This window comes from Collinsella sp. CLA-AA-H167 (genome assembly GCF_040095305.1).
Taxonomy (GTDB): Bacteria; Actinomycetota; Coriobacteriia; order Coriobacteriales; family Coriobacteriaceae; genus Collinsella.
Window position 1 is genome coordinate 222,612 of record NZ_JBBNGA010000001.1, and the last position, 24,990, is coordinate 247,601.

24 protein-coding genes are annotated in these 24,990 nt (G+C 52.4%); 21 read left to right on the top strand and 3 right to left on the bottom strand.

Features of this window, described 5'->3' with window-relative positions; all coding sequences use genetic code 11:
* Positions 1-3 precede the first annotated feature (3 nt).
* The 14 genes from AAAT03_RS01035 to AAAT03_RS01100 all read left to right on the top strand — a co-directional run bounded on the left by AAAT03_RS01035 (position 4) and on the right by AAAT03_RS01100 (position 13,556).
* On the top strand, positions 4-594 hold the full coding sequence (locus tag AAAT03_RS01035) for a hypothetical protein (protein ID WP_349102386.1): 591 nt from the start codon (positions 4-6) through the stop codon (positions 592-594).
* Positions 595-678: 84 nt separating this feature from the next.
* Positions 679-1,431 carry a sugar transferase gene (locus tag AAAT03_RS01040; RefSeq protein ID WP_349102387.1) on the top strand — a complete coding sequence of 251 codons (753 nt, stop codon included), beginning with the start codon at positions 679-681 and terminating at the stop codon, positions 1,429-1,431.
* Positions 1,431-2,183: a WecB/TagA/CpsF family glycosyltransferase gene (locus AAAT03_RS01045; protein WP_199411514.1), complete on the top strand. Its 753-nt coding sequence runs from the start codon at positions 1,431-1,433 to the stop codon at positions 2,181-2,183. Before AAAT03_RS01040 ends, AAAT03_RS01045 begins: the two co-directional genes overlap by 1 nt.
* A gap of 2 nt (positions 2,184-2,185) precedes the next feature.
* The gene (locus tag AAAT03_RS01050) at positions 2,186-3,403 is read left to right on the top strand and encodes a nucleotide sugar dehydrogenase (RefSeq protein WP_349102388.1); all 1,218 of its coding nucleotides are present in this window, start codon (positions 2,186-2,188) and stop codon (positions 3,401-3,403) included.
* Between the two features lie 29 nt (positions 3,404-3,432).
* Positions 3,433-4,530 carry a UDP-N-acetylglucosamine 2-epimerase (non-hydrolyzing) gene (wecB, locus tag AAAT03_RS01055; protein WP_117773586.1) on the top strand — a complete coding sequence of 366 codons (1,098 nt, stop codon included), beginning with the start codon at positions 3,433-3,435 and terminating at the stop codon, positions 4,528-4,530.
* The gene (locus AAAT03_RS01060; RefSeq protein ID WP_117773585.1) at positions 4,530-5,483 is read left to right on the top strand and encodes an ATP-grasp fold amidoligase family protein; all 954 of its coding nucleotides are present in this window, start codon (positions 4,530-4,532) and stop codon (positions 5,481-5,483) included. The genes wecB and AAAT03_RS01060 overlap by 1 nt, the downstream gene beginning before the upstream one ends.
* The gene (locus tag AAAT03_RS01065; RefSeq protein ID WP_117776314.1) at positions 5,476-6,531 is read left to right on the top strand and encodes a glycosyltransferase family 4 protein; all 1,056 of its coding nucleotides are present in this window, start codon (positions 5,476-5,478) and stop codon (positions 6,529-6,531) included. Before AAAT03_RS01060 ends, AAAT03_RS01065 begins: the two co-directional genes overlap by 8 nt.
* Before the next feature lie 79 nt (positions 6,532-6,610).
* Positions 6,611-7,411, top strand: coding sequence for a glycosyltransferase (locus AAAT03_RS01070; protein ID WP_117773583.1), 801 nt, complete (start codon positions 6,611-6,613; stop codon positions 7,409-7,411).
* 1 nt (position 7,412) lies between these two features.
* Positions 7,413-7,943: a serine acetyltransferase gene (locus AAAT03_RS01075; protein ID WP_197032159.1), complete on the top strand. Its 531-nt coding sequence runs from the start codon at positions 7,413-7,415 to the stop codon at positions 7,941-7,943.
* Positions 7,944-7,973: 30 nt separating this feature from the next.
* Positions 7,974-9,059: a polysaccharide pyruvyl transferase family protein gene (locus tag AAAT03_RS01080; protein WP_158549245.1), complete on the top strand. Its 1,086-nt coding sequence runs from the start codon at positions 7,974-7,976 to the stop codon at positions 9,057-9,059.
* 16 nt (positions 9,060-9,075) lie between these two features.
* Positions 9,076-10,566, top strand: a complete 1,491-nt coding sequence (locus AAAT03_RS01085; RefSeq protein ID WP_349102389.1) for a hypothetical protein — start codon at positions 9,076-9,078, stop codon at positions 10,564-10,566.
* Between the two features lies 1 nt (position 10,567).
* A complete protein-coding gene (locus AAAT03_RS01090; protein WP_117773581.1) occupies positions 10,568-11,911 on the top strand; it encodes an O-antigen ligase family protein in 1,344 nt (447 codons plus the stop codon).
* Entirely contained in the window at positions 11,892-13,046 is a 1,155-nt protein-coding gene (locus tag AAAT03_RS01095) for a Coenzyme F420 hydrogenase/dehydrogenase, beta subunit C-terminal domain (RefSeq protein WP_117639272.1), read from the top strand. Before AAAT03_RS01090 ends, AAAT03_RS01095 begins: the two co-directional genes overlap by 20 nt.
* Positions 13,047-13,073: 27 nt before the next feature.
* Positions 13,074-13,556, top strand: coding sequence for an acyltransferase (locus AAAT03_RS01100; RefSeq protein ID WP_349102492.1), 483 nt, complete (start codon positions 13,074-13,076; stop codon positions 13,554-13,556).
* 946 nt (positions 13,557-14,502) lie between these two features.
* Here AAAT03_RS01100 and AAAT03_RS01105 read toward each other — a convergent pair.
* Positions 14,503-15,942: a transglutaminase domain-containing protein gene (locus AAAT03_RS01105; RefSeq protein WP_349102390.1), complete on the bottom strand. Its 1,440-nt coding sequence runs from the start codon at positions 15,940-15,942 to the stop codon at positions 14,503-14,505.
* A 79-nt stretch (positions 15,943-16,021) separates the two neighbouring features.
* Positions 16,022-16,387: a hypothetical protein gene (locus AAAT03_RS01110; protein ID WP_118256122.1), complete on the bottom strand. Its 366-nt coding sequence runs from the start codon at positions 16,385-16,387 to the stop codon at positions 16,022-16,024.
* Positions 16,388-16,757: 370 nt separating this feature from the next.
* Between AAAT03_RS01110 and AAAT03_RS01115 the strand changes: the two genes are divergently transcribed.
* The 5 genes from AAAT03_RS01115 (at position 16,758) to AAAT03_RS01135 (ending at position 21,696) form a co-directional block, all read left to right on the top strand.
* Positions 16,758-17,864, top strand: coding sequence for a DUF262 domain-containing protein (locus tag AAAT03_RS01115; protein WP_118256121.1), 1,107 nt, complete (start codon positions 16,758-16,760; stop codon positions 17,862-17,864).
* Positions 17,845-18,540 (top strand): HEPN domain-containing protein, encoded by a 696-nt coding sequence (locus AAAT03_RS01120; protein ID WP_118256120.1) that lies wholly within the window; start codon positions 17,845-17,847, stop codon positions 18,538-18,540. The genes AAAT03_RS01115 and AAAT03_RS01120 overlap by 20 nt, the downstream gene beginning before the upstream one ends.
* 85 nt (positions 18,541-18,625) lie before the next feature.
* Entirely contained in the window at positions 18,626-19,771 is a 1,146-nt protein-coding gene (locus AAAT03_RS01125) for a hypothetical protein (RefSeq protein WP_118256119.1), read from the top strand.
* 177 nt (positions 19,772-19,948) lie between these two features.
* Positions 19,949-20,620 (top strand): hypothetical protein, encoded by a 672-nt coding sequence (locus tag AAAT03_RS01130; RefSeq protein WP_118256118.1) that lies wholly within the window; start codon positions 19,949-19,951, stop codon positions 20,618-20,620.
* 134 nt (positions 20,621-20,754) lie between these two features.
* Entirely contained in the window at positions 20,755-21,696 is a 942-nt protein-coding gene (locus tag AAAT03_RS01135; RefSeq protein ID WP_118256117.1) for an Abi family protein, read from the top strand.
* On the opposite strand, the gene AAAT03_RS01140 is transcribed toward AAAT03_RS01135, so the two are convergent.
* On the bottom strand, positions 21,685-22,617 hold the full coding sequence (locus tag AAAT03_RS01140; RefSeq protein WP_118270655.1) for a hypothetical protein: 933 nt from the start codon (positions 22,615-22,617) through the stop codon (positions 21,685-21,687). The two genes, AAAT03_RS01135 and AAAT03_RS01140, sit on opposite strands and share 12 nt — an antisense overlap.
* A 919-nt stretch (positions 22,618-23,536) precedes the next feature.
* On the opposite strand from AAAT03_RS01140, the gene AAAT03_RS01145 reads away from it, so the two are divergent.
* Together AAAT03_RS01145 and AAAT03_RS01150 are read left to right on the top strand one after the other, a co-directional pair.
* Entirely contained in the window at positions 23,537-24,349 is an 813-nt protein-coding gene (locus tag AAAT03_RS01145) for a nucleotidyltransferase domain-containing protein (RefSeq protein WP_118270654.1), read from the top strand.
* Positions 24,350-24,358: 9 nt separating this feature from the next.
* The gene (locus AAAT03_RS01150) at positions 24,359-24,928 is read left to right on the top strand and encodes an SLATT domain-containing protein (RefSeq protein ID WP_271729243.1); all 570 of its coding nucleotides are present in this window, start codon (positions 24,359-24,361) and stop codon (positions 24,926-24,928) included.
* The last annotated feature ends 62 nt before the right edge of the window (positions 24,929-24,990 follow it).

Sequence of the window (24,990 nt, forward strand, 5' to 3'; positions counted from 1 at the left end):
AACATGGAACAGACGGCACGGCGCCAAGAGCAGCTGCCGGGCGCATTTAACGGCGTCACCACCAGTAGCCAGCACGGCCGCGTTCGCTGGTATCTGGTCCACACCCCCCATGGAAAAGAGCGCGAGACCTGCGAAAAGGTCCGTTGCATTATCCCGCACAACCTGTTGCAGGACGCTTTTGTGATGCAAAAGGAGTTCTGGTTTAAGCGGGACGGCGCATGGTCGCTCCAAACCAAACCCATGTACAAGGAATATTTTTTCGTCGCCACGCACGATGCCGCCGCGCTCGATAGGGCTTTGGCCCAGTTGAGTTTTGGCTGTCGCATCGCCGGCAGTAGGGAGCGGGCGTACATGCCCATGCCGGACAATGCGCAGGATTGGTACCGCAGCGTGCTCGATGACGACGGCGTGGTGCGTAACAGCATTGCACGTATAGAAGACGGCGTGCTGCATATAGAGCAGGGGCCCTTGGTGGGGCAAGAGGCCCGTGTAAAGAAGATCGACCGTCATAAACGCTGGTGCCTGGTGGACGTGGGCGAAGGCGACTCCGCATTTAGGGAGTTACTTCCGCTCGACGTGCCCAGCAAAACGTAAGGGAGACGTTGCACCGGCAAATCATTCGTTTTTTGAATTCATGGACGGGGGGGGGTTCCTGGGGACAGGGACGTAAGTTTTATCGTGACTGCTAATAAAGAAGTGACAGAGAGCAATGCGCCCGTAGGGGCGGCGCTGATTGCTCAGGCCATGGACCGGCGTGAGGGCACCGGTCGCTACAAGGCCATGCAATCCATTATGGACTGGGATTGCTCGCGCCTGGCCTACCGGGCCATAAAGCGCACGTTCGACATCGTGTTCAGCGGTGCTGTGCTCGTCGTAATTGCGATTCCCAGCTTGGTGCTGGCGGCGCTCATCCGCCTGGAGAGCGAGGGCAACCCGTTCTACAGTCAAATTCGCGTGGGCCAGACCCACCGCGACGGCAGCCTGTCCACCTTCCGCATGTGGAAGTTCCGCAGCATGTACAGGGACGCCGACGAGCGCCTCGCCGAGCTCAAGGGGCAGAACGAGATCGCCGGCGCCATGTTCAAGATGAGGGAGGACCCCCGCGTCACCAAGATCGGCAGGTTCATCCGCAAGCATTCCATCGACGAGTTTCCGCAGTTCGTCAACGTGTTCCTGGGGCAGATGTCCGTCGTGGGCCCGCGCCCGCCGCTGCCTAACGAGGTGGCCGAGTACACAGAATTCGATCTGCAGCGTCTGGCCGTCAAGCCCGGCATCACCGGCTGGTGGCAGGTGACCGACCGCAATTCAACGGGTTTCGACGGAATGGTCCAGCGCGACCTTGAGTACATAGCCAAGCGCGGCGTCATCACGGATCTCAAGATCGTTCTACTCACTGTCGTCGAGGTAATTACGGGAAGCGGGGCGTGCTAGTGTCAGCCGGCAATCGTTATCCAATTCTGAACACGTATGTAAACGCCATCTCGCTTGACGAGACGGTGGATGAAATCGAGAAGATCATCGCGAGGGGCGTACCGACCCAGCATGTCGTAATCAACGCCTCCAAGGTCAACCTGATGGAGGCGGATCCCGAGCTCGCGTCAATCGTCAACGAATGCCCCCTGATCAACGCCGACGGCGCCTCGATCGTCTGGGCGGCGAAAAAGCTGGGGGTTCCTCTCGGGGAACGCGTCACGGGCATCGACCTGTTCCAGAGGCTTGTCGGGCTGGCGTCCGAGAAGGGCTACCGCATCTACCTCTTCGGGGCGAAGGAAGAAGTGGTCACCAAGGTCAAAGCGATTTTCGAGGACAGGTACCCGGGCATCCAGATCGCAGGGTATCGCAACGGCTACTTCACCGAGGCGGACGAGCCCCAGATCGTATCCGATATGGCCGCCTCGGGAGCCGACATGATGTTCGTCGCTTTCTCCTCTCCCAAGAAAGAGTACTGGGTCCACAAGTACATCGACCAGATCGGAATCCCCTTCGTCATGGGCGTCGGCGGCAGCTTCGATGTTGTTGCCGGCGTAACCGACCGAGCTCCGACGTGGATGCAGAAGCACGGCCTGGAGTGGTTCTACCGCTTCATCCAGGAGCCCGGAAGGCTGTGGAAACGCTACATCATCGGCAACCTAAAATTCGTCGCCCTCACGTATAAATACAAGTTCGCTAAGAAAGGTGAATAGCAATGGTTAACGTTATCGGTCTCGGCTACATCGGCCTGCCCACCGCCCTCATGATGGCATCCCACGGCGTGGAGGTCGTGGGCACGGATTACAACGAGGAGCTCGTCGCCACGCTCAACGCCGGCAAGACTACCTTCAAGGAGGAGGGCCTGGACGAGCTGTTCGCCGACGCCCTGAAGTCCGGAATCAAGTTCTCCACCGACTACCAGGTCTGCGACACCTACATCGTCTCGGTCCCCACTCCCTACGACAAGCTAGACAAGAAGATCGACCCCTGCTACGTCGTGGCGGCCTGCAAGACCGTCCTCGAGGTCGCGCCCGAGGGCGCCGTGCTCGTAGTCGAGTCCACCGTCTCGCCCAACACCATCGACCGCTTCGTTCGCCCGCTACTCATAGAGGCCGGCCGCGAGGACGTCAGGCTCGTCCACGCCCCCGAGCGCATCATCCCGGGCAACATGGTCTACGAGCTGCTGCACAACAACCGCACCATCGGCGCCGACGACCCCGAGGTGGGCGAGGCCGTGGCGAAGGTCTACGCCAGCTTCTGCCGGGGCGAGATCTCCGTCACCGACATCCGCACCGCCGAGATGACCAAGGTCGTCGAGAACACCTTCCGCGCGGTGAACATCGCCTTCTCCAACGAGCTCGCCAAGATCTGCCGCATCGGCGGCATGGACGTCGCCGAGGTCATCCGCATCGCCAACAAGCACCCGCGCGTGAACATCCTCAACCCCGGCCCGGGCGTCGGCGGCCACTGCATCCCGGTCGACCCGTGGTTCCTGGTCGGCGACTACCCCGAGACGGCCAACTTCATCCGCCTCGCCCTGCAGACAAACGCCTCCATGCCCGAGTACGTCATGCACCGGGCCCACGAGGTCATGGTCGAGCGCGGCATCACGGACGCCTCGAAGGTCGGCATCTACGGCCTCACCTACAAGGAGAACGTCGACGACGTCCGCGAGTCCCCGACGCTGCAGATGCTCGAGTCCATGTCCGAGCACCTCTGCGCCGGCTCCGTCAAGGTCTACGACCCGTGGGTCGAGCGCGACGAGGTTCCCGGCCAGGTCCACTCTATGGATGAGTTCCTGGACGGACTGGAGATGGTGATCGTGATGGTCGGCCACTCCCAGGTCACGGACAACCCCGGCATCTTCGGCGAGCGCGTCCTCATCGACCCGCGCAACGTCTGCGGCGACGGAGAGAACGTCTACAAGCTGTAAGACCATGTGACTCTTCAGGAGAAATCGTTTTGAAGAAGGTAATGCTCGTCTTCGGCACCCGCCCGGAGGCAATCAAGATGTGCCCGCTCGTCAACGAGCTCAAGGCGCGTACGGATGAGTTCGAGACCGTTGTGACTGTGACCGGCCAGCACCGCGAGATGCTGGACCAGGTTCTGCGCGTCTTCGATGTGACTCCCGACCACGACCTGGCGATCATGAAGCCGGGCCAGACGCTGTTCGACGTGACGTGCGACGTGCTGCTTAAGCTCAAGGCCGTCCTCGAGGACGAGACGCCCGACGTGGTCCTGGTCCACGGCGACACCACGACCAGCTTCGCCGCGGCGCTCGCGTGCTTCTACCTGCAGATCCCCGTGGGGCATGTGGAGGCCGGCCTGCGCACGCACGACATCTACAGCCCCTGGCCGGAGGAGTTCAACCGCCAGGCGGTCGACATCGTGAGCGAGTACTACTTCGCGCCCACGGAGGCGAGCAAGCAGAACCTGCTCGGCGAGGGCAAGCTCGAGTCCGGGATCTGGGTCACCGGCAACACCGGCATCGACGCACTGCGCACTACCGTGCGCGAGGGCTACTCCCACCCCGAGCTCGATTGGGCCGAGGGCTCCCGCCTCATCCTCATCACGGCGCATCGCCGCGAGAACTTGGGTGAGCCCATGCACCGCATGTTCCGCGCCATCCGCCGCGTGATGGAGGAGCATCCGGACACAAAGGCAATCTACCCCATCCACATGAACCCGCTCGTCCGCAAGGCCGCCCACGAGGAGCTCGACGGCTTCGACCGCCTGCACATCATCGACCCGCTCGAGGTGCTCGATTTCCACAACTTCATGGCCGCGAGCCACCTCATCCTCACCGATTCCGGCGGTATCCAGGAGGAGGCCCCGAGTCTGGGCAAGCCGGTGCTCGTCATGCGCGACACCACGGAGCGCCCCGAGGGCGTGGCGGCCGGCACGCTGAAGCTCGTCGGCACCGAGGAGGACGTGATCTACCGCGAGTTCAGCCGCCTGCTCAGCGATCAGGCCGAGTACGAGGTCATGAGTCATGCGTCGAATCCTTACGGTGACGGACATGCGAGTGAGCGAATTGCGGACGTTATTGGAGGTAAATAGTGAAGCTAAAAAAGAGGTTTACTCTTTCTCTTAAAAACAACCTGCGCTTCATTCCTGATGAGGCATATATGCGTCTCTACTTCAAAGCCAAACTTCATTACGAGCCTGATTTCGAGTGTCCTAAGACATTCAATGAGAAGCTGCAGTGGTACAAGCTTAACTACCATAATCCAGTTTTGACTCAGCTCGCAGATAAATATGGCGTGCGCTCTTTCGTCGAACAACGTATCGGGTCCGAGTATCTTGTGCCACTTTTCGGTGTTTTCAATGCAGCTGAAGAGATCGATCTCGATAAATTGCCGGAGAAGTTTGTGCTTAAATGTACTCACGACTCGCAGAGCACATTTGTTTGCACGGATAAGTCGAATTTTGATTTTGTTGAGGCCAAGAAACGTCTGAATGTTGCCTTGCATAGAAACTGGTATTGGCAGGGCAGGGAGTGGGCTTATCTCGGTATCACGCCTCGCATTGTGGCGGAAGCATTTCTTGATGAACCTGGAAGAGCGACTCCGACTGATTACAAATTCTATTGTTTTGACGGTAAGGCAGCTCTTGTTCAGACGGACGCCGATCGTTTCACTAATCATGAAATGCAGTACTTTTCTACTGAATGGGAGCAGCGTGGCGATATCGACCATGAGGTATCTGAGCATGAGCCTACTGTAAAGCCCGAGAACTACGAACTTATGCTTGAGCTTTCCGAGAAACTCTCTGATGGTTTCCCTCACGTGCGGGTTGACTGGTACAACATTAGCGGTAAACCTTACTTTGGCGAGATGACTTTCTATACCGGAGGCGGATACGATCCCTTCTATGCACTAGAGGAGCAACCCGATAGACTTGACCGAGAGCTTGGCGATTTGTTTGTTTTGCCAACTGTTTCCCATTTAGAAAAGTACTGCGATTGGTCTTGCCCTTCTTCTAAAAGATCTTTAGGTGCTGATAATGCCTAAAGTGTTGATGATTGGCCCGAGTCTTGATGCTATGGGTGGCATCTCCACGGTTGAAAACAACATTATGAAGTGGTCGAATCGTAACGAAGGTTCAATAGAATTCATTTCGACAACTGCTGAGGGCGGGAAGTTCAAGAAGCTCTCCATTGCCCTTGTGGCTTATATGAAATATCTCAGTAGGCTCAACGCGTGCGATCTCGTACATGTGCATATGGCGTCTCGTGGCAGCTATCGCCGAAAAAAGATCTTCATGAGGGCGGCCTTCTTTCGAAACAAACCCGTTCTTCTCCATCTGCATGGTAGCGAGTTCGGTGTTTGGTTTGACGAAGAATGTAGCGAGGCTGAGAGACGCGATATCTCGCATTCCTTTGAATGTTGCTCAAAGGTGGTCGTTCTGTCGGAGGAGTGGAAGGAATTCCTTCTAAAAAGGCACATCTGTTCCTTGGATCGTATCGTGGTGGTGCATAACGCCGTTGACGTTCCTGAGGTTAACGCTATTGATTATTCGTGCAATACGGTTTTGTTCATGGGGCGTCTTGATGCGCGCAAGAGTCCGGATTTACTTTTGCGCGCTGCTAAGCGCGTTCTTAAGACTCATCCCGATGCGCGTTTTGTCTTTGGCGGAGACGGGGATGTGCCAGCATATGAACAACTGGCGGATGAACTTGGAATTGGTGACAGGTGCAGCTTTATAGGCTGGGCTAAAGGTGAAAAAAAAGACGAAGCCTTTCGCAACAGTAGCATGTTCTGCCTTCCTTCGAAGAATGAGGGCATGCCTATGAGTGTGCTTGAGGCAATGTCGTACGGACTTGCTACCATTGCGACTCCTGTCGGGGGTATTCCACAAGTCATTACCGACGGCGTAGACGGAATTATGTTTCCAGTTGATGATGTTGATGCGTTGGCCACTAAGCTCGAGAATCTCATGAGCGATATCTCTTACAAGGAAATGATTGGAATTCAGGGACGAGCTCGCATAAAAGATGCCTTTTCCCTTACGGCGTTTATGAACCGGCTTGGCATGGTTTACGAAGATATTTGCCGGTGAGACTCGCTTTCTTGGGCGATATTGGAGACCCGTCAGACTCCGTTTCTTATTTCCAAGTTGCACATTTAGGAGCGTGACGATGGATAAGACTATTCATTACTGCTGGTTCGGAGGCAATCCGCTCTCTGAGACTGCTGTGAGGTCCTTGGCTTCGTGGGAGAAGTTTGCGCCTGGGTTTGAGGTCAAGCAGTGGAATGAGGATAACTTCGACTTCGCATCATGCTCTTGGTCAAGGGGCGCGTATGCGGCGGGCCTCTGGGCATTTGTGTCGGACTACGCTCGCTTTAAGGTCTTGTATGAGTACGGCGGCATCTATATGGATATCGGCAGCGAGCTCATACGAGACATATCGCCTCTCATGGAAAGCATTCCTTTCACTGCAATCGAAGAATCCTCGTTGACTGCCACCACCGGCTTGATTGTTGCTGTTGAGCCTCATGACCCTGTAATTCGCGCATGCGTGGAACGATATGAGTCGATGGAGTTCTCCTGTGATCCTGATTTTCTCGACAAGATCACGGTGAATGAGGTATTCACTGCTGAGCTTCAAAAAATCGGCTTTGAACGCGTGAATAAAGAGCAGCATTTCGGTGGCTGGCTTGCCTTGGACTCCAAAGCGTTCAACCCCGTTTACGGTTTCGGCGGTTATCACATCAAGCGTGAAACCTACAGCATCCATCGCTCTTCGGGAAGCTGGGTTGAGCCCAAATATCGCATCAAGCGGAAGGTTGTGCGTAAGTGTTCCCCTTTCATTGGGCGAAGGCTTTCGCAGATTTTGGGTCGAATTCTCATGGAGCTTAGTGACGGTGGCTTGGTTGTAGGAACTAAGAGAATCTTTGGCGTTGTTCGCGAAAAGATTGCTAGAGGAGAGAGAAGTTAGAGTGGACGTATTCGCTAAAGATACTTATCACTATTTCGGTACGCAAGGCGTAAAGCTCGGCCGGTTATTAGGTGATTTTGGCTACCGCTATGTTTTCTATCTAAGGATGTGTCAGGCAGGGGGTTTGCGAAAACTCCTCTTCACGCTTCCGAGGAAACATCTTTCCAGGAAGTGTGGACTTGAGATTTCGCCATCAACTCAAATTGGTGAAGGCTTCTACATTGGTCACCCTTACGGCATTACTGTAAACGCCGGCGCGAAGTTCGGCCGTAACGTGAACATCCATAAGGGATGCACCATCGGCCAAGAAAACCGTGGCCATAGAAAGGGCGTCCCTACGATTGGTGACCGCGTATATCTCGGAATTAACTCGACGGTTGCAGGTAATGTGACCATTGGAAACGATGTCTTTATTGCCTCCAATACCTTTGTTAACCAGGATATTCCCGATCATTCGATAGTCATTGGCAACCCGTGCAAGATTATCGAAACCGATAACGCTACTGAAGGTTACATCATCAATTTGGTTTAACGAGCTTGCGAATAGTTAGGCGGTAAGATATTGAAACGCATAGGCATCCTCACATTTTCGAATACCGTAAATTATGGTGCTTCGCTACAAGCATGTGCTCTGCGCAGGACCGTGATGTCGTTGGGCTGCGACTGCGAAGTGCTCAATTACAGCAATAAGGAACTCGATGATCGAGAGTTGGGTACGTGCTTCTCGTTCAATCCTTCGGATGCCGTTCGCTATTTCCTTCGCAGGGGTTTTGAGCGCCAGAGGCTTAATTCGTTCAGTCGATTTGCTAAGCGCAATCTAAGCCCTACGGGAAAGCTGGATAAGCAAGCTCTTATTGATAGAGCCAAGAGCCTCGACTGCGTCCTCATTGGCAGCGATCAGGTTTTCAATCCTCGGGTTAATGGGCATGACCCAGTCTTCTTGGGTGAAGGCATCGCTGAAGTTACAAAGGTCGCGTCTTATGCTGCCAGTCTGGGAGATGCGACGGCGGAATCCATTTTGGCATGCGATGAAGGCGCGGCCGACAGGCTGGCAAAGTTCACTGGTCTTTCCGTTAGGGAACCGAGCTCTATGGAGGTCCTTAGCGAGATGGGGCTCGAATCTGTATTTATGCCTGATCCGACCCTGCTTCTTACGGGCGATGACTGGTCGGCGTTAGCCTCAGATGACGGCTTGGATACGATACCTCAATCCTATGTTCTGCTTTATACGCTTAACTCTGAGCAAAAACTCGTGGATCGAGCTAGGAAGATCGCCAGCGAGCTCGGCGTTCCTGTCGTCTGCATTCATTACAACACGAAGAAATTCCCCGGCATGATTAACGTGAGGGGTATCGGTCCGGCTGCTTTCTTGAAGCTTGTTAGTGAGGCGTCGTTTGTTTGCACGGACTCCTTCCACGGCGCCTGCTTCTCCATGAATTTCAATAAGTCGTTTGTCGTTAAAACGTCGGACTCCGCCGTTCAGAGTAACGTCAGGATTACAGACCTGCTCGCACGTTATGGAATTGAGGGTTGTCTGTATCGAGACGAGGTCGTTACTTCGGCTGTTGACTATGGTCATGCAAACCAGACCCTCTCACATGACCGTGATACAGCGCGTGCCTTTATCGCTCGCTGCATTGGATTGTAGGTGTCGTTTCTGGCTTATGTTTGCAAAGAATACTTTTTGGAACTTGGTCTACCAGTTGACCGCTATCGTTGCTGGCTTCCTCGTCCCAAGGGCGATTATTGGCGTATATGGATCCGAGGTTAACGGTCTGGTGACCTCTCTAACTCAGTTTATTGGTTATTTCGCACTTGTCGAAGCTGGTATTTCTGGTGCGGCGACCTTCGCTCTATATAAGCCTATTGCTAAGGGCGACTGGGATGGGATTAACGTCGTGGCTTCGGCCTCGAAGGTCTTTTATCAGAAGTCGGGCATGTTGTTTCTTGTCTTGCTGGTTGGCCTTTCGGTCGTTTATCCCATATTTGTCTCGGTAGGTTCGCTTGCGCCTTGGGAGATCATGGTGCTTACCTTCCTGTTGGGTGCCAAGATCGTCGTGGATTTCTTTTCCCTCGCCAAGTACCAAGTTTTCCTTACCGCCGATCAAAAGAACTGGCTCATTCAACTCGCATCGACGGTCTTCACGCTGGTTAACACGGCCGTCATTTTCTTGTTTGCCTATCTCCATGCTCCTGTTGTCGCTGTCTATGCGTTGGCTCTCTCTGCGGTTTTTGCGCGCAGCCTGATTCTCGCTCTGTATACACGCCGCCATTATCCGAAGCTCAATTGCAAGGTTGATTACGGTGACTATCAGCTACCCCAGAGATGGGATGCGTTGTTTCTCCAAATCTTGGGAGCCGTTCAGTCGGGCGCGCCCGTTATTTTGGCGACCTTCCTCTGTGGGAGCATGAGTGAAGTTAGCGTTCTTGCTGTTTATATGCTCGTATCTACGGGGCTACAGATGATTCCGAATGTCCTTGGTACAGGGCTTCAGGCGCTCTTTGGTCGACAGATTGCTGAGGGAGACTACGAGGGTCTTCGGTCTTCCTATAAGCCATATCGAGCGCTTGTGTACGCAGTCTCCGCTGTGGCATGCGGATGTGCTTTTTCATTGATTATGCCGTTTGTTGATTTGTATGCAGGCGGGTTTCACGATGCAAATTACCACAATGTCCTGCTCGGTTTCCTCGTCGTCCTAAATGTTTTTCTCTATCATGGCAAGTCGTCCCAGGGCCTACTTGTAATTGCTGCTGGCATGTACCGTGAGACTAGGGCGCAGACCTGCTTGCAGGCTGCAATCATTATCGTCTTGGGTATCCCACTCACAATGCGTTTTGGGGTCGTCGGCACAATTGCTGCGTCCTGCGTATCCAATCTATACCGCGTGATTGACCTTTTGCTCTACGAGCCTCGTAAAATCTCGAAGGACTCTCTTTCGAGTTCGTTTTGGTCGTTTGGCGTGTATGTATTACAGACCGTTCTCGTGGCCATGCCTGGCTATCTACTGTCTTGCTTCGCTGGAAGTTGGACAGGATGGATTGCGGTCGCCATCGGTCTTGTCATTTGGGGCGCAGTCGCCGCATGCGCGACGCTCTATTTCTTCGACAGGCCTAGCTATAGTTCGATTATTGGTCGTTTTATGAGGATTATATAGGATGAATTATTTCAGCGCGTCTAGGGCCGGTGTTGAGTCTTGCTCTGAGTTAGAGCGACGCTTTTCCCTAAATGATGGGTCCATGGTGTTCATTCCACTGCTCTTTTACGCCTTTTTCTGCCAATCGCTCGCTGCTTCTGCGCTTGCACTCGATGTCTGCCTCCTGCTATCTGCTACGGCGTTTCTCCTGCATTTTGTGACTAACAGAAGATTTGCTTGCAAAAGATTTGGCCTTGAGCTGGCTTGGGCACCTTTCTTTGTGCTGTTCTCTATTCATAGTTTGATATACGGTGTGGCTAATTTAACCCTGCTCGTAGTTTATACGCTTCTATTTCTGTGCATGTATGTTGCGGCAGGCGAGCGATCCTGGGTCACTTCATGCCTTAGGGTTCTTGTCGCCTTTGCAGCATTTCATGCGTTCTGCACCATCGTCTTCTGGCTAGTCCCCGCACTTTATCTGCCAGTTAAATCTGCCTTCTTTTCAGGTAGCTATATGGCTAGGGACTATCGCTCTGGCTTCACGGCGCACTACAGCACTAATTCGATTTATTTGAGTTTGGGTCTCGTCTCTTGGGCCTGTGGTCTTGCTGGTAGCAGGGAAAAGGTTCGGATTAAAGATTTGATGCTGAGCCTGATGCTCTTGCTTGCGCTTTTTCTGACTACTAAGCGGGGTCCTTTGGTTGCATCCGTTGCTGCTATCGTCATCTCGTATCTGTTCGTAAATAGAAAGAAGCTTACCGGGACGATGCTCAAGACCTTGGTTGTTGCTGCAATCGCTGTAATAGCTGTCGGCGTTCTTGCTACGTTTGTTCCCGCTGTTCAGGCGACTCTTGAGAGGTTTATTGAGCTTTCAGATGATGAAACGGGCAATGGCAGAAGCTATTTGTACGATTGCGCTTGGAGTATGTTTTATGCAAAACCCTTACTTGGTTGCGGTTGGGGGACTTATTCCAAGTATGTTGCCACTACCTCCCTTGGTGCAATGTACAGCAATCTTGGCTTTTCGTCGATGAGTGCTCACAACGTATACCTTCAGTTGCTTGCCGAGACGGGTGTGATTGGCCTTGCGGCTTTTGTTGTGCCTGCGTTTCTCTCCATCCTTGCAGCCATGCATCGATCTGAATCTCTTTTAGAGGAAGGTCCTTATGGGGACTCCTTTTGCTTGTGGGCCTGTTTGGGTGTTCAGATTTTCTTTCTAATTTATTGCTTTTCAGGCAACCCTTTATACGATCCGCAGTGCTACATACCGTATTTCATTTCATGTGTGGCGGCGTTTGCTATTTGCGGCTCAGACAAGATGATTCTTAACGATAGGGAGGGATTCCATGGATATCTGCAAAGATAGTCAACGCTGTACCGGGTGCTCTGCGTGTCTGTCTGTGTGTCCTCGATCGGCGATTCAGATTGTAGAAGACTCTCATGGGTTTTACCGTCCGAAGATTGACGAATCAAAATGTGTTGAGTGCGGTTTGTGCCAGAGGGTATGTCCGGCTAATGGTTTGACGAGCGACGATCTGAAGATGAACTCTCGTCGGGTATTGGCTTATCAGGCTGACGACGCCGAACGCGCAAAAAGTTCCTCGGGTGCCGCGTTTTGGACCTTGGCTACTTACGTCCTAAATAATGGCGGCGTCGTTTACGGCGCTTGCTTCGATGAAGATTTCCGCGTTGTTCAGCGGCGTTGTGCCTCTGTTGACGACGCGCAATCTTGTCGAGGCTCAAAATACTCACAGGGCTTCGTTGGCTCTTCATATGTCGAAGCATATAACGACTTGAAACAAGGTCTTGACGTGCTCTACAGCGGAACCCCATGCCAAATTGCGGGTCTTAGGAGTTTTCTGTCTAAGAAAAACTATTCCGGACAGTTGGTTACCTGCGATTTAATCTGCCATGGCACACCTAGTAATCGTATGTTCCGCGAATACATTTCCTTTTTGGAAAAAAAGTCCGGAAAGAAGGTCATCAAATATTTTCATCGCCCCAAGGACAGAGGTTGGGGAGTCCATGTCGAGAAGGCTCTCTTGGACGACGGCACTGCTCTCTACGACACGATTGAATCTAATACTTGGCGAGATGTGTTCTATAGCAATAACGCTTTAAATTCCAGCTGTTATAACTGCGCCTATACCGACGTCAACAGGGTTTCCGACTTTACTCTTGCTGATTTTCTTGGCGTCGATCGAGTTCGCAAAGGTTTTAATGATCATAAGGGACTTTCTGTTGTTATGGTTAATAGTGAGCTAGCCGAGCGTATTGTCGCATCTGGTGTATTTGAGCCCGGCGTAACAGATATATCTCTTGAAGAGGTGCTGCCCGGTAATCCGATGCTGGAGAGGTCGTCCTCTCCGCAGGGTAACGTTGATGGTTTCTGGAAGGCTTATGAGCATAAGGGGTTCGAGGGCACTGCTCGGTTTGTTGGCGCCTACGGCTTCGTGAAATCTCTCAAGACTCTTGTGAAACAGCTTATTAAAAGGAAATAGTTACTAGGGGCGTTTCTCTTGAATTTAATGGACTTTGTTGAGCATGTGGCGACCTGGATTTATGTCCGGGGTAAGTTGGCGTTTCTTGCAGGGAGATTCCCTGGCCAGATAACCATGACGAAGGCTTTCAGGCGACCGTTTTATTGTCGCGTATCGGATAAAGGCGTTATTAGCGTCGGTGAACGAACGTCTTTCAATTACGGTTGCGTCCTGATTGCTCATGAACGAATTGAGATTGGTAGAGGCTGCCTATTTGGTCCAAACGTCCATGTGTATGACTTCGACCACGGTATGTCGCAGGATGGGATCATGTATCGGGACCAGCCGACTACGACAGCGCCCGTGCATATTGGCGACAACGTCTGGCTTGGCGCGAATGTCGTGGTGCTTAAAGGTGTAGCCATTGGCGATAATGCGGTCATCGCTGCGAATAGCGTTGTTTCTAAAGATGTACCCGCGAATATGCTATTTCACGAAAAACGGGATCAAGTTTACAGAGAGCTTCGATAGCTTGCTGGATTGGCTTTCAATTCACGATGCACGCTGATCCGATAAAGCAGTATTGATAATGGCTTAATTGGATTAAAGCGTGCTTGCATTAGGGGTATCGGCTTGGGTCGATACCCCTTTTTAACCGGTTTGAAACCGCATCACTGGTAACGTCAAGTTTTTTGGAAATTGACAACCACATGACGGAGCACGGTCCGCGCTCTGTCATGTGGTCTCTGGCGGCTAAGCAGCGAATCACAGACGAATGGGATACGTGCCGAATTTGCGAACATCGTAACGGTCGACGAGGAACTGCTGTGCAAGGAAATGAAGACTCCTCCGAGGAAGACCATCGAGGAGGCGCCCAGCGCGCTGCTCGATGAGGAAGCTAATGGGGGATGGTGCTGTCGGTTGCGCTGGCCGCGCTGACGGGGGCGGCGTTGTTGTCTCTTTTGACATCTACTGCGGAATCACTTGAGTCGGTGGTGTTTGAGCTTGTGGTCCCTTCGGCCTTGTCAGTATCGCTTATTGCTGTCTTAGTTTGTGCCTGTTGCGCGGCTGTTGCTTGAGGCCGCATGGCTTCTGCGATGACCGCCATGGGTATTGGTGCGCTTGCCATGGACATGCGCGCGATTGCACATGGTGGGCGATGGGGGGGCGTAGCGGAGCCTCTCTGGGAGCAGGCGATAGGGTCCAAAAGAAGCACCGGGCTAGCATGCCGCGCATATTTTGTTGGGGTTTTCGGAAACACCAGTAAACATCAGCGAGCTTTCTGTGTTAGCGATGGAATAATTTAGCCAAATATAGTCGGCCGAGATTGACCAATCCCGGCCGACCCATTTTAGCCAGCACGCCCGCATCTATGACTTTCCTATCGCATTCCTACATCCCCTCGGGCTGGATCCCCCTCACCTTCACCGCCTGGGGGACGGCATCCACCGAGCAGGTGTCGAGCCCCTGCCGCGGTTCAGCTGCTGCTCGACATCATCTCGACCTTCGACTCGGCAGATAGATAGTCTTTGTTTCCAGCGGTCTTCCGGTCTATTTGATTCATCGCATACGCAACAATCCCATTCTGAATTCCCGAGATGCTCGGCGGGAAAGACTGATTATCGGCATCAATGGAAAATCTTTCTTCCCTGGTATCCAGTTGCTGCTGAATGCGGTCGGCATACTTCTCGGCCCATTTATCGGCCTTGCCATTTCGCACAAAGTAATTGTTGGATAGGTCGGTCGAGCGGTAGGCGTAGTCATCCCTTTGGTAGTTTGCCGTGTGGTCGGAGTGGGCGATTGCCATGAGTTCGTCGGTCAGGCCAAAGTACAGATGACGCTGGTCCAGGTCCCCGTACCAGTTGTCGCTGGTGTCGTCCCAGGTTAGGTCCATCTGGCACCATTTGCCGTCGATCTTTACGGCGTTCCAGGTGTGGCCGTTGCCGGTGATGCGGCCGTTGGCGATGCCCGCGGCGTCAAGGAGCTTGGAATAGATGCGCTGGTAGCTCTCGCAGGTGCCCTGGTGGCGGGTGAGGCCGCTTTCGGCCGAGCACCAGTTGAGGCTGTGGTCGTACTCCAGCTGCTCGAGCGTCCAGTCGTGGAGCCACAGCGCCATGTCGTATTCTGAGCCGTTTGTCTCTTGCCTGCACAGGTTCACGGCGTTGTTGACGATTTGCGTGACGCTTGGGCGGGCGGCGTCGTTTACGGTCACCTCCGCCGTGGTGCGCAGGTAGTAGATTCCCTTGTCGTTTTGAGGGTCGTTTCTGTCGTTGTCCATAAAGTAGAAGTAGATGCGGTACGTGCCCGACGCCGTGAAGTCGAAGGTGAAGTCGTGGCCCGCGGTGCCCAGGCTGTGGTAGCTGGCCCATGTCTGGCGCGACGGGTCGCAGACGCTCTCATGGCTGCCGCCGTCCCAGTAGGTGGGCACGTCCATGCGCGCCTTGGCCTGGGACGAGCCGTTGGCCTGGGTTACGTGGAAGGTCGTCGCGGTGCCCGCGGGGGCGTCGTTCCACGAGACGGTGAAGGTGACGCCGTTTTGGGTTGCCGTGGCGGAGTGGGCGTAGCCGGTTTCTGTTGCGACGGAGATCGCCTCGGGCGTGCCGTTGGTTTGGGCGCGGAGGGATGGGGCGGGGGTGCCGGGCGTGGCGGTGTCTGTGGCGTTGGCGTCCGCGGGGTCGGTCTGACTGGTGCCGGTGGATGTTGCGGTGCTGTCCTCTGCGGTATCTGCTGCCGCGATTGTGTTGGTGTTGTCTTCGGCCTTGCCTGTGTCGCTGTTCGTGGCGGCGTCGGCTTGCGTCTGCTGCTCGGCGGTTTCTTGAGGCTGAATCGCCTCCGCAATGGCCGCCATAGGCATCGTCGCGCCGACCATGGACGTGCACGCGATCGCGCAGAGCAGGTAGTAAAGGGGTCGTTTCATAGCGGAGCCTCTCGGTGAGCAGCCAATAGGGTCCGAAGGCAGCTCCAGGCCGGCACTCCGCACATATTTAGTTGGGGTTTTATTTTACGGGAACCCCAGTCAACATCAGCGATCTTTCTGGGGAATGTTGGGGAGGGGTTGGAGCGCCATAGAGGACGGAGCCGTGTAGGGAAATGTCGTCTCCAGAATCGATATCCCAATTTAGCAGCCGCTCAAAGCGGTCGTACCGCACGATGCCGATCCAGCCGTCGGAACACCTGAACTCCTCGACCATTCGCTTGGTAATCACGACAGCGTTGTCAACGATGTCGCTCTCCCGCACCGTGAACATGCAGTAGATCGGTAAGGGCCAATGGGCGTAGACGCCCACGCCGTACGCCAGAGACGCTTCTAGCGGATCGCCCTGCTCTCCAGGCAAACCGTGGTAGTAGTCGGCGGCGTTCATATAGAGGCGCCCATCAGGTCGTCGATGTACTCCTCTTGGGGAGCGAACTTCAGTAGGTAGATGATGTCGTCTATTGGCATGGCGAGTCCTCTCGTTGCTTGACGTGCGCCAGGCCGCGTCGTATGCTCCGGGGTGTTGGCTGTCAAGATAAGGGCGGCTTCTCAAACCTGCGTGCCGGATTGGGTGATGTCGTGATAGTTGCCGTAGTGCCCAATCCGAAGTGGATCGTCTTGACGTTGAAGAACCTGGAATGCGGCTGATTCGACTATCCTCTCGCTTGTGGGCGAGGATGCGTGCGACCACCCTGTCATAAGCGAGTCGATATTTCGTGAACGCGGTTCGTAAAGTAAAATAACTCAGAAGTGGTCTAGTGGTCGATGACGTTTGGGGCATTATGAAACCCACGTTTCAAGACATGCGTTCTGCTTTACAAGCGCAGCGCATGAAAGTTAGTTTTGATACTTACGATCTTACATGCGATGAGCTAACAAGAAGGATTTTGAAAAAGAGAATCGATATTGCTCCTGAGTACCAGAGGCAGTTTCGGTGGGACGATGAGAGACAGTCTGGCCTTATAGAGTCGGTTCTGCTGGGAATTCCGGTTCCAAATTTATTTATGGCAACTTCTTCTACTCCAGATGAGGCTGTTGTTTGGGAAGTTGTGGACGGACTTCAGCGTAGCCTCTCGATTGTCAATTTTATTCTTGAAGGGGAACAGCGCGAGGAGTTGGGCTTGAAGGCTCCTCTATGTCTTAAGGGATTAAGCAAGCTGCCCGAGCTTAATGGATGCTGCTTTTCGGATTTGCCAGAAGACATGCGCTCGATTTTTCTCGATCGCCCAATAAAGGTAACGGTTCTGAATGACAAAAGCGATCGTCAGGTCCGTTTCGACCTCTTTGAGCGCCTGAATACGGGAGGCATATCATTGACATCTCAAGAGGTGCGATCCTGTATCTATCGCGGAGTTTTTCTCGATTTAATTAATGAACTGTCATCCAATGCTGATTTTCGAACTGTTGTTGTTGTCCCCAAAAACCGCCAGTCGGATGGTAGTCTTCAGGAATATGTCCTCAGGTTTTTTGCTTATTTAAACGGTGTAGAGGGTTTTAAACACTCGGTTAAAGAGTTCCTTAACTCCTTTATCGAGAAGGGCAATCAATACGATGAGGAGCTGCTTGATGAATATAGAGATGAATTCAATCGGGTTATGAATTATCTTGCTCGGTGTTTTCCGAATGGGTTGAAGCGGGGCGGAAAGGGATCAACTCCTGCTAACGTGTTTGAGGGAGTCTCTGTTGGGGCTGCGCAGGCTCTCAGAGTATGTCCCCAGCTTGAGGTGTGCAGTAAAAACAACTGGATCGATTCTAAGGCTTTTCGTGGGTATACGACGTCTGCAACTAATTCGCTTCCTAAGGTAAAGGGGCGGATTGCTTATGCAAAAGAGGCTTTTTTGAATCATGGATACATTGAGCCTTAAACCTCAGATCGATCTATTTGAACAGTCCATGTCGGAACTTGAGCTGCTTTTGAGGTCCGCTAATATTTTCGAACAGATCGGCGATAGAGAATCGAATCCCTCTCCTGATGATATTCTGGTAAAGACGGCTAAAGGTATTTCCTTTGTATTTCTTTTTTCGGCCTATGAGCAGCTACTCAAAGGGACTGTTCGAGCTGTTCTTGAGACGGCCAATTCTTATAGGGGAAAATTGAAAAACATGCAGGATGGGTTTATAGCAGCAGCCTTAAATTCATCCTTTCGGTCATATGCTGATGCGTCTAATGTAAAAACCAAAATTGGTAACGCCAGGGACGTTCGGTCTTTACTCGACTCTTGTGTTCGCGATTTGAAGTTCACTGATTATTTTCCAGATGACGGGAGCTATATGAAGTCGACCCAGGTTAGGACTATCTGTTATTTATTTGATTTGGGGGACCCCGCGCCAATTTTGGGAAGAGCTTGGAGTCATATCGATGACTTCCAATACAAAAGAAATGAAATCGCCCATGGCTCAGTCTTGCCTTCGAAAATTGGCGAAAACTATTCTGCTTTAGAGATTGAGTCGTTTTACTCGGAATGGAGATGCAGCTGGGTCGCCTTTGCCGAGCATATTGAAAAGGAGAGTTTAAATCCGAGATTCTGGACCAGGCGATAGCCGGTGTCGTATGGGTAAGCGGATTTGGCGGAGCCTGCGATGGGTGTTTCGGGCTTAGATATAGTAAACGGGGTATTCATAAACAATGCTAGATATCCACCTTGACTCCAGAGATTTGTTTAGCTGGCGGCTTATCATCGACGAGGGCCTATTCATTGGTCGTATGGTGAGACATGCAGAACAATTTCCCAATGAGGCAATCGCTCTTGATATCACGGCGCTTCCGTTCGTAGCGGTTGCTGTGCACGATGCGATTCCTTTCATTAATAAGAAGCTCGGTTTTCATATTCCCGTAGAAGATCTACGCGTAACTCGTATTCGGCATATGACAAAGTCTCTCAGCTCGAACAAAATGAGCTTCTATGATTATCTTTCGGAAACCCGAGCCGTAATAGATCAACTCAATAAGCAATTCTCTGGTGGTCCCTTTCCAAAGCTTCTCAATAGGTTTCGAAACAATATCGGAATCACCTATTACGGTGAACTTCCCTGTTATGCAACCTTTTCTTCCATTCATCTCTTTACCAAGGACTCATCGGAGCTTCTCGGTTCAAGCGCCACTAGCTTTCCGTATGAAATCGGATACCATTCGGCGTTTTCTGGTAGCTTTTTATATCGTTTTTCTCAATCGTATTATGCAGATCGGTCTGTTTTTGATGTTTCAGCCTTTGAAACTCGTTCGAATGATCGCCGATTCGAAGATTTGGTCAAAAAGGTAAAAATCATTGGATGCAAGGACGACGTGATTTTCTTTTTTCTTTCTGAGCTCCTTATGCTGCTTGTATCAGTTGATGTTTTGTTTGAAGCAGGATTCTTTACTGACGCGGTTTTTATTAAGTATTCCTGTTTGAGTTTGGACCATGTCGCAAGGGCTCTTCAGATATTTACTACCTTTGCAAGGACCCATGCGGAGCTTGATCTTTGTACGAACAGGTTTCTGTCTGAAGTCGAGAGGCTTATTTCGAGAGAAGATAAGAGATGGATTAAGCGCGCTCATCCTTTGCGAAACGCATTCATGCACTACGACTTTTCGGAGAAGCTTGTGTCTGATCCTTCCGGTTGCTCCTCCTCGTGGTCAATACTCGATATAGCCTGTAATAACCAGATGGGATTGGATTTGCAAGGGTTTAAAACCGAACTTATGGCTGTTCGCTCCAAGCTGGAACGCTCGCTTTGTGAGTTAATCGCCTTTCCAAGATTTGATCCGTTAAAGGTGCCTTGGGGTATGTAAGGCGCGGATGCCATTGCTAACAGCGTTGTCTGTATCGATGGTTTTCCCGTCGACGCCGTGTGCGCCGTCTCGCAATAAACAGCGGTGTTCAAGCGGACAAATATTCTTTTTAGTGTTGTTGCTATCTCGCCTTGAGCAATTCTACTCGTGTGATGGCGTTAAAGAAGGGCTTGAAATATGTACGATCTCGATAACCGTATCGATTTAATGCGATTGCATTCTGACTATCGAAAGCTGTGCGGTTCTGATGGAAGGGGTCGAGCCGCACTCATAGAGCTTTTCAATAGGGAAAAAATTACGGGGTGGCACGCGACTAGGGTGCTCTCGGAAGAAGAAATAAGGCACGGGGGACTCAAAGCATATTCAAAAACTGAGACGATTGATCGGTTTCGCAGTTTATACGATATCGTTGGGCTAGATTCAAACAGGATTGATGCGGTTCTTCGGATAGCGAAGCATTATTTAGACGAACATCCTCGTCGGAGCAACCATGTATGTTTCTATCTGCTTGAGTCTATGAGCAACCGTTATTCGAAATATTCAGCGACTTTGGGTGGGGAAACGTTTAGGTGGTCGGTGGAGGGCGGTTTAGGGCCTGGTGCGGGTGAGAGGCTGACGGAAATGGGAATTCCGATCAGGGTGAAATTTGCCTTTAATTTTAATCGTATCCAGCCTTATGCTCAGGATCCAATTATGTCAAAGTTTGTAAAGGCGCTTGACGGTTTTTCCGATGCTGATCAGCTCTCGCTTGAGGTTGATGGGGCTATTGAAGGTTCGATTGCTCCGCAGGACATCTTAGTGATCGAGCCGCAGTCGGAACAGGTTCATGAAGGATTTCTGCTCTCCTAATTTGAATTGACCCCTTGGAGTCCAGGGGATAAAGTAAATATAGCGGTATTGACGTAGTCAACCTACGGGCCTACGTCCTGCGGAGAGACGGCTGTTCTTATGGATGGCCGTCTCTCTTCATTTAAGGAGTTGGTATGTCTGATAAGCCCTTTTTGACTATCGATGAGCAAGTTCGACTTCTTGAATCTCGCGGTTTGGATGTCGATGAGGATACTGGTCCCACTCTGATGCGTGAGGGCTACTACTCAATTGTCAATGGCTATAAGGATCCATTTCTCGATACTGGCAAGAGTAGAGAGTCTGGCGAAGATCGGTATCTTGAGGGCATATCGTTTTCGGATTTATATACTCTGTTCACTTTTGATAGAGAGCTAAGGTCTCTTACGTTTCGATATTTGATTTTGGCTGAGGCTAAAATCAAGACTGCGGTCGCCTATGCTTTTTCGAATGCCCACCGAGCTCCCGAAGCGTATCTTCTCCAGTCAAATTATTGCGATGAAAATGAATTTGCTAGCGCCGGGAAAAATGGGGCCAATTTCGCGCAAGAGATTGCTGGCCTTACGTCGGTTTTGGGTCGTAGGGTATCTAATAGCAAATCAGATTTCATCGCTCATTACCGAAATTCATATGGTGCGGTGCCCATTTGGGTGCTGGTGAACGACCTGACTTTTGGGAACATCGAACATTTCTATAACTTAATGAAGCCCAAGGATAAGTCTGCGGTTTGCAAAATGATTGTGGACTCGACGGGTAGGACCGGATCACACAAGCTCGGGTTTTTCAGTGTGGATGACGCGAGGGTTTCGATTGAGGTCCTCGTTAAATTCCGCAATGTTTGCGCCCATGATGAGAGGCTTTATTGCGCCAAGGTCGGTGGGCGCAAAAACGTCAACTACATTCGAATGGTTTGGATGCTTGAGCGCTATCTGACCGAGAATGAGTTCAAACGGTTCATTAAGGAACTCACTGAGCTTCTTATGAGATATGTTGAGACGTATGCGATTAAGCACGTGTTAAACCAGATCGGTTTTGTCGAACTGCTGCAAAAGACGTCAGGCGGAAGCTTATTTGAATAGCTGGTTCGCTGCTGATGTTTGGTGCTGGTCCAGGTCTCCGTACCAGTTGAGGCTGTGGTCGTACTCCAGCTGCTCGAGCGTCCAGTCGTGGAGCCACAGCGCCATGTCGTATTCCGAGCCGTTTGTCTCTTGCCTGCACAGGTCCACGGCGCTGTTGACGATCTGCGCGACGCTCGGGCGGGCGGCGTCGTTTACGGTTACCTCCGCCGTGGTGCGCAGGTAGTAGATCCCCTTGTCGTTTTGGGGGTCGTTTCTGTCGTTGTCCATAAAGTAGAAGTGGATGCGGTACGTGCCCGACGCCGTGAAGTCGAAGGTGAAGTCGTGGCCCGCGGTGCCCAGGCTGTGGTAGCTGGACCATGCCTGGCGCGACGGGTCGCAGACGCTTTCCTGGCCGCCGCCGTCCCAGTAGGTGGGCACGTCCATGCGCGCCTTGGCCTGGGACGAGCCGTCGGCCTGGGTTACGTGGAAGGTCGTCGCGGTGCCCGCGGGGGCGTCGTTCCACCAGACGGTGAAGGTGACGCCGTTTTGGGTTGCGGTAGTGGAGTGGGCGTAGCCGGTTTGTGACGTGGCGGAGATCGCGGCGGGCGCGGGGGTGGCTTGGGCTCGGAGGGATGGGGTGGGGGTGCCGGTTGCGGCGGTGGTGCCGGGCATGGCGGTGTCTGTGGCGTTGGCGTCCGCGGTGTCGGTCTGGCTGGTGCCGGTGGATGTTGCGGTGCTGTCCTCTACTGTATCCGCTGTCGCATTTGTGTTGGTGCCGTCTTCGGCCTTGCCTGTGCCGCTGCTCGTGGCGTCGGCTTGTGCCTGCTGCTCGGCTGTTGCTTGAGGCTGAATCGCCTCCGCAATGGCCGCCATAGGCATCGTCGCGCCGACCATGGACGTGCACGCGATCGCGCAGAGCAGGTAGTAAAGGGGTCGTTTCATAGCGGAGCCTCTCGGTGAGCAGACAATAGGGTCCGAAGGCAGCTCCAGGCCGGCACTCCGCACATATTTAGTTGGGGTTTTATTTTACGGGAACCCCAGTCAACATCAGCGATCTTTCTGGGTAATGTTGTGGGAGAGGGAGTGGCTGACTGTTGGGGCGTTGGCCGTTAGCGGCGTCCCGCCCGCGCATAGTTGACTATGCTCGATGTGGCAACTCCAGCATGAGGCCGCCTTGCGACTCTTCGAGACTCGGCACCGAGACCTTCCAGGAAAAGTCCGCGAGGCTGCTGCATAGGTCAAGCTCTGCGTGGCAATGCTCTTCATGTGCCCTCCTTTGGTTCTTGTCGCCGCTTTTTAATCGACGATCGACTGGCTGCGATTCGATGATTAAGTGTAGGTCGAACGCGTCTCAGTTTTTAAGGAGCTTTCGCATCGCTTGCCGCCCAGGTGTAACGGTGCTTCCGTTAAAGACCTCTGGGTCAAGCATGATGGATGTAGTAAAATCACGCCCTTCTGACACAGGCGTCAATTATGAGCGTGCGGGCGAGACGAGTATGCTTACTCCGGTGAACCACTTCTACGGCGGAACCGCATCTCTTTAATTATGTATGTGCCGAGCGGCTTTTGCCGTGTGCAGTCTCGTTTTTTGACGTATATATCCTTTTGTTCGAACGATGAAGAACACCGCGAAATGGCGTAGGATATCGGAGTCGATGTGGGGTCGCTGCCCTTTTGTTTCTGGCGGTGTTTTTGCCGATGCCGCGTAGCCGTTTTATATGAATTACCTTAATAAGAGCACTTATGTTCGCATGGGTGTTCGGCGGTAAAATTGATTCAATGGATTAGTGCCGCTGCTATTCATGTGGCATGACCTAGGCTGTCGTTTTGTCGGTGAGCAGATTGTGAGGTTGTTGAGCTTATGGACCGAGTTAAGAAGAATATCGTTGGCGTTGAATCTGCAAAGAGAGAATTGATCTCCAAAAGGTACAAACGGATTACCAAGGCTGTGAACTCGGAGTTTTGGAGTTCCAACAGCGAGACGGCACATTCACTGTATGTTGGTTCTTATGGGCGTGGTACCGCAACAACAGATAGCGATCTTGACGTATTGCTGTCCCTTCCTAGGAGCGAGTACGAGCGTTATGACATGTATAGGGGGAATGGACAATCAAGATTACTTCAGGCTGTTAAATCCGCAGTTTCCGAAACCTACTCTACGACTGATGTTAAGGGTGATGGTCAGGTTGTCGTTGTCAGTTTCTCGGATGGAATGAAGTTTGAACTTCTCCCGGCATTTGAGCGTGTGGACAGCTGGGGATCATTTGTGAGTTACGACTACCCCGATACTCATATGGGCGGTCGATGGCTTGCGACTGATCCCAAGGCGGAGCAGGAGGCGATGAAAGAGAAAAACGCAAGCTCGAGGGGACTCCTGTTCGACACTTGCAAGCATATTCGAAATGTCCACGCCGCGAGCTTCTCAAGCTATAGGCTGTCCGGCATCGTTATCGATAGCTTCGTGTTCTCCGCGATTGCTGGTTGGCGTTGGGCGAATGGGGAGAGCTCTGCACCAGCGGGGGCATATGAGATGCAACTTTTGGATGAGTTTAATCGCCTTTCCCTGCAAGGCGCGGTGCCGTTCGCGCTTTTTAGCCCAGGTAGCCAGCAGGCTATCGATACAGCCAAAAGTTATGAGTGCCTCGGAAAGGTGCTTCGCCAAATGGCGCGCTAGGAGGTTGTTTTGGATAGATTGGATTATAGGGAGCGGCTGCGCGGACAGATTGAGGAATCTTACGGCAAGCTGTCGTATACATATCAGACGCAGCAGGAAGCGGCAACTCTAAAGCGTAAGACGGTCAATCGTATTTCCATCAGCCAGATAATTCTAACTGCGGTTTCAACTTGTGGAGTAATTAGCGTCATTATAGGTCAAACCGGGACCGGAGTTGGGGCTGTTGTCGCTTCCATTACCTCGGCCTTATCGCTTGGGTTAAATCTGTATACCCGTGGCTCTAAGCTGCCCGAGGAAGCTGAGGAACACGTGCGTTGCGCTAATCGACTCTGGGTTGTTCTTCAGGACTATGAGTCGTTGCTTACGGATTTTGACGACCTTGAAGTTGGAGAGATCCGCAGATGCCGCGACTTGCTCATTGAGAAGCAAGCCGAAATATACGATGAAGCGCCAAGGACGAGCGACAAGGCGTACGAGAAGGCTCGCGACAGGCTTAAGAACGGGCACCAGTCATTTGAGCCGGGGGAGATTGACAAATTGCTGCCGTCGCGCTTGCGTAGCCATGCCTGTGAGGAATAGTGTGTTTCCTGCTGGGTTGTTAGGGCTGGGGTGTTTCCCAGCCCGTTTGATAGACGATCTTG

Excerpts from the sequence above, each read along its gene's own strand:
- AAAT03_RS01035 (WP_349102386.1), top strand. The coding sequence starts at position 4 with ATGGAACAGACGGCACGGCGCCAAGAGCAGCTGCCGGGCGCATTTAAC.
- AAAT03_RS01050 (WP_349102388.1), top strand. The coding sequence starts at position 2,186 with ATGGTTAACGTTATCGGTCTCGGCTACATCGGCCTGCCCACCGCCCTC.
- AAAT03_RS01065 (WP_117776314.1), top strand. The coding sequence starts at position 5,476 with ATGCCTAAAGTGTTGATGATTGGCCCGAGTCTTGATGCTATGGGTGGC.
- AAAT03_RS01070 (WP_117773583.1), top strand. The coding sequence starts at position 6,611 with ATGGATAAGACTATTCATTACTGCTGGTTCGGAGGCAATCCGCTCTCT.
- AAAT03_RS01085 (WP_349102389.1), top strand. The coding sequence starts at position 9,076 with ATGTTTGCAAAGAATACTTTTTGGAACTTGGTCTACCAGTTGACCGCT.
- AAAT03_RS01090 (WP_117773581.1), top strand. The coding sequence starts at position 10,568 with ATGAATTATTTCAGCGCGTCTAGGGCCGGTGTTGAGTCTTGCTCTGAG.
- AAAT03_RS01095 (WP_117639272.1), top strand. The coding sequence starts at position 11,892 with ATGGATATCTGCAAAGATAGTCAACGCTGTACCGGGTGCTCTGCGTGT.
- AAAT03_RS01100 (WP_349102492.1), top strand. The coding sequence starts at position 13,074 with ATGGACTTTGTTGAGCATGTGGCGACCTGGATTTATGTCCGGGGTAAG.
- AAAT03_RS01105 (WP_349102390.1), bottom strand. The coding sequence starts at position 15,942 with ATGAAACGACCCCTTTACTACCTGCTCTGCGCGATCGCGTGCACGTCC.
- AAAT03_RS01110 (WP_118256122.1), bottom strand. The coding sequence starts at position 16,387 with ATGAACGCCGCCGACTACTACCACGGTTTGCCTGGAGAGCAGGGCGAT.
- AAAT03_RS01120 (WP_118256120.1), top strand. The coding sequence starts at position 17,845 with ATGGATACATTGAGCCTTAAACCTCAGATCGATCTATTTGAACAGTCC.
- AAAT03_RS01125 (WP_118256119.1), top strand. The coding sequence starts at position 18,626 with ATGCTAGATATCCACCTTGACTCCAGAGATTTGTTTAGCTGGCGGCTT.
- AAAT03_RS01130 (WP_118256118.1), top strand. The coding sequence starts at position 19,949 with ATGTACGATCTCGATAACCGTATCGATTTAATGCGATTGCATTCTGAC.
- AAAT03_RS01135 (WP_118256117.1), top strand. The coding sequence starts at position 20,755 with ATGTCTGATAAGCCCTTTTTGACTATCGATGAGCAAGTTCGACTTCTT.
- AAAT03_RS01140 (WP_118270655.1), bottom strand. The coding sequence starts at position 22,617 with ATGAAACGACCCCTTTACTACCTGCTCTGCGCGATCGCGTGCACGTCC.
- AAAT03_RS01145 (WP_118270654.1), top strand. The coding sequence starts at position 23,537 with ATGGACCGAGTTAAGAAGAATATCGTTGGCGTTGAATCTGCAAAGAGA.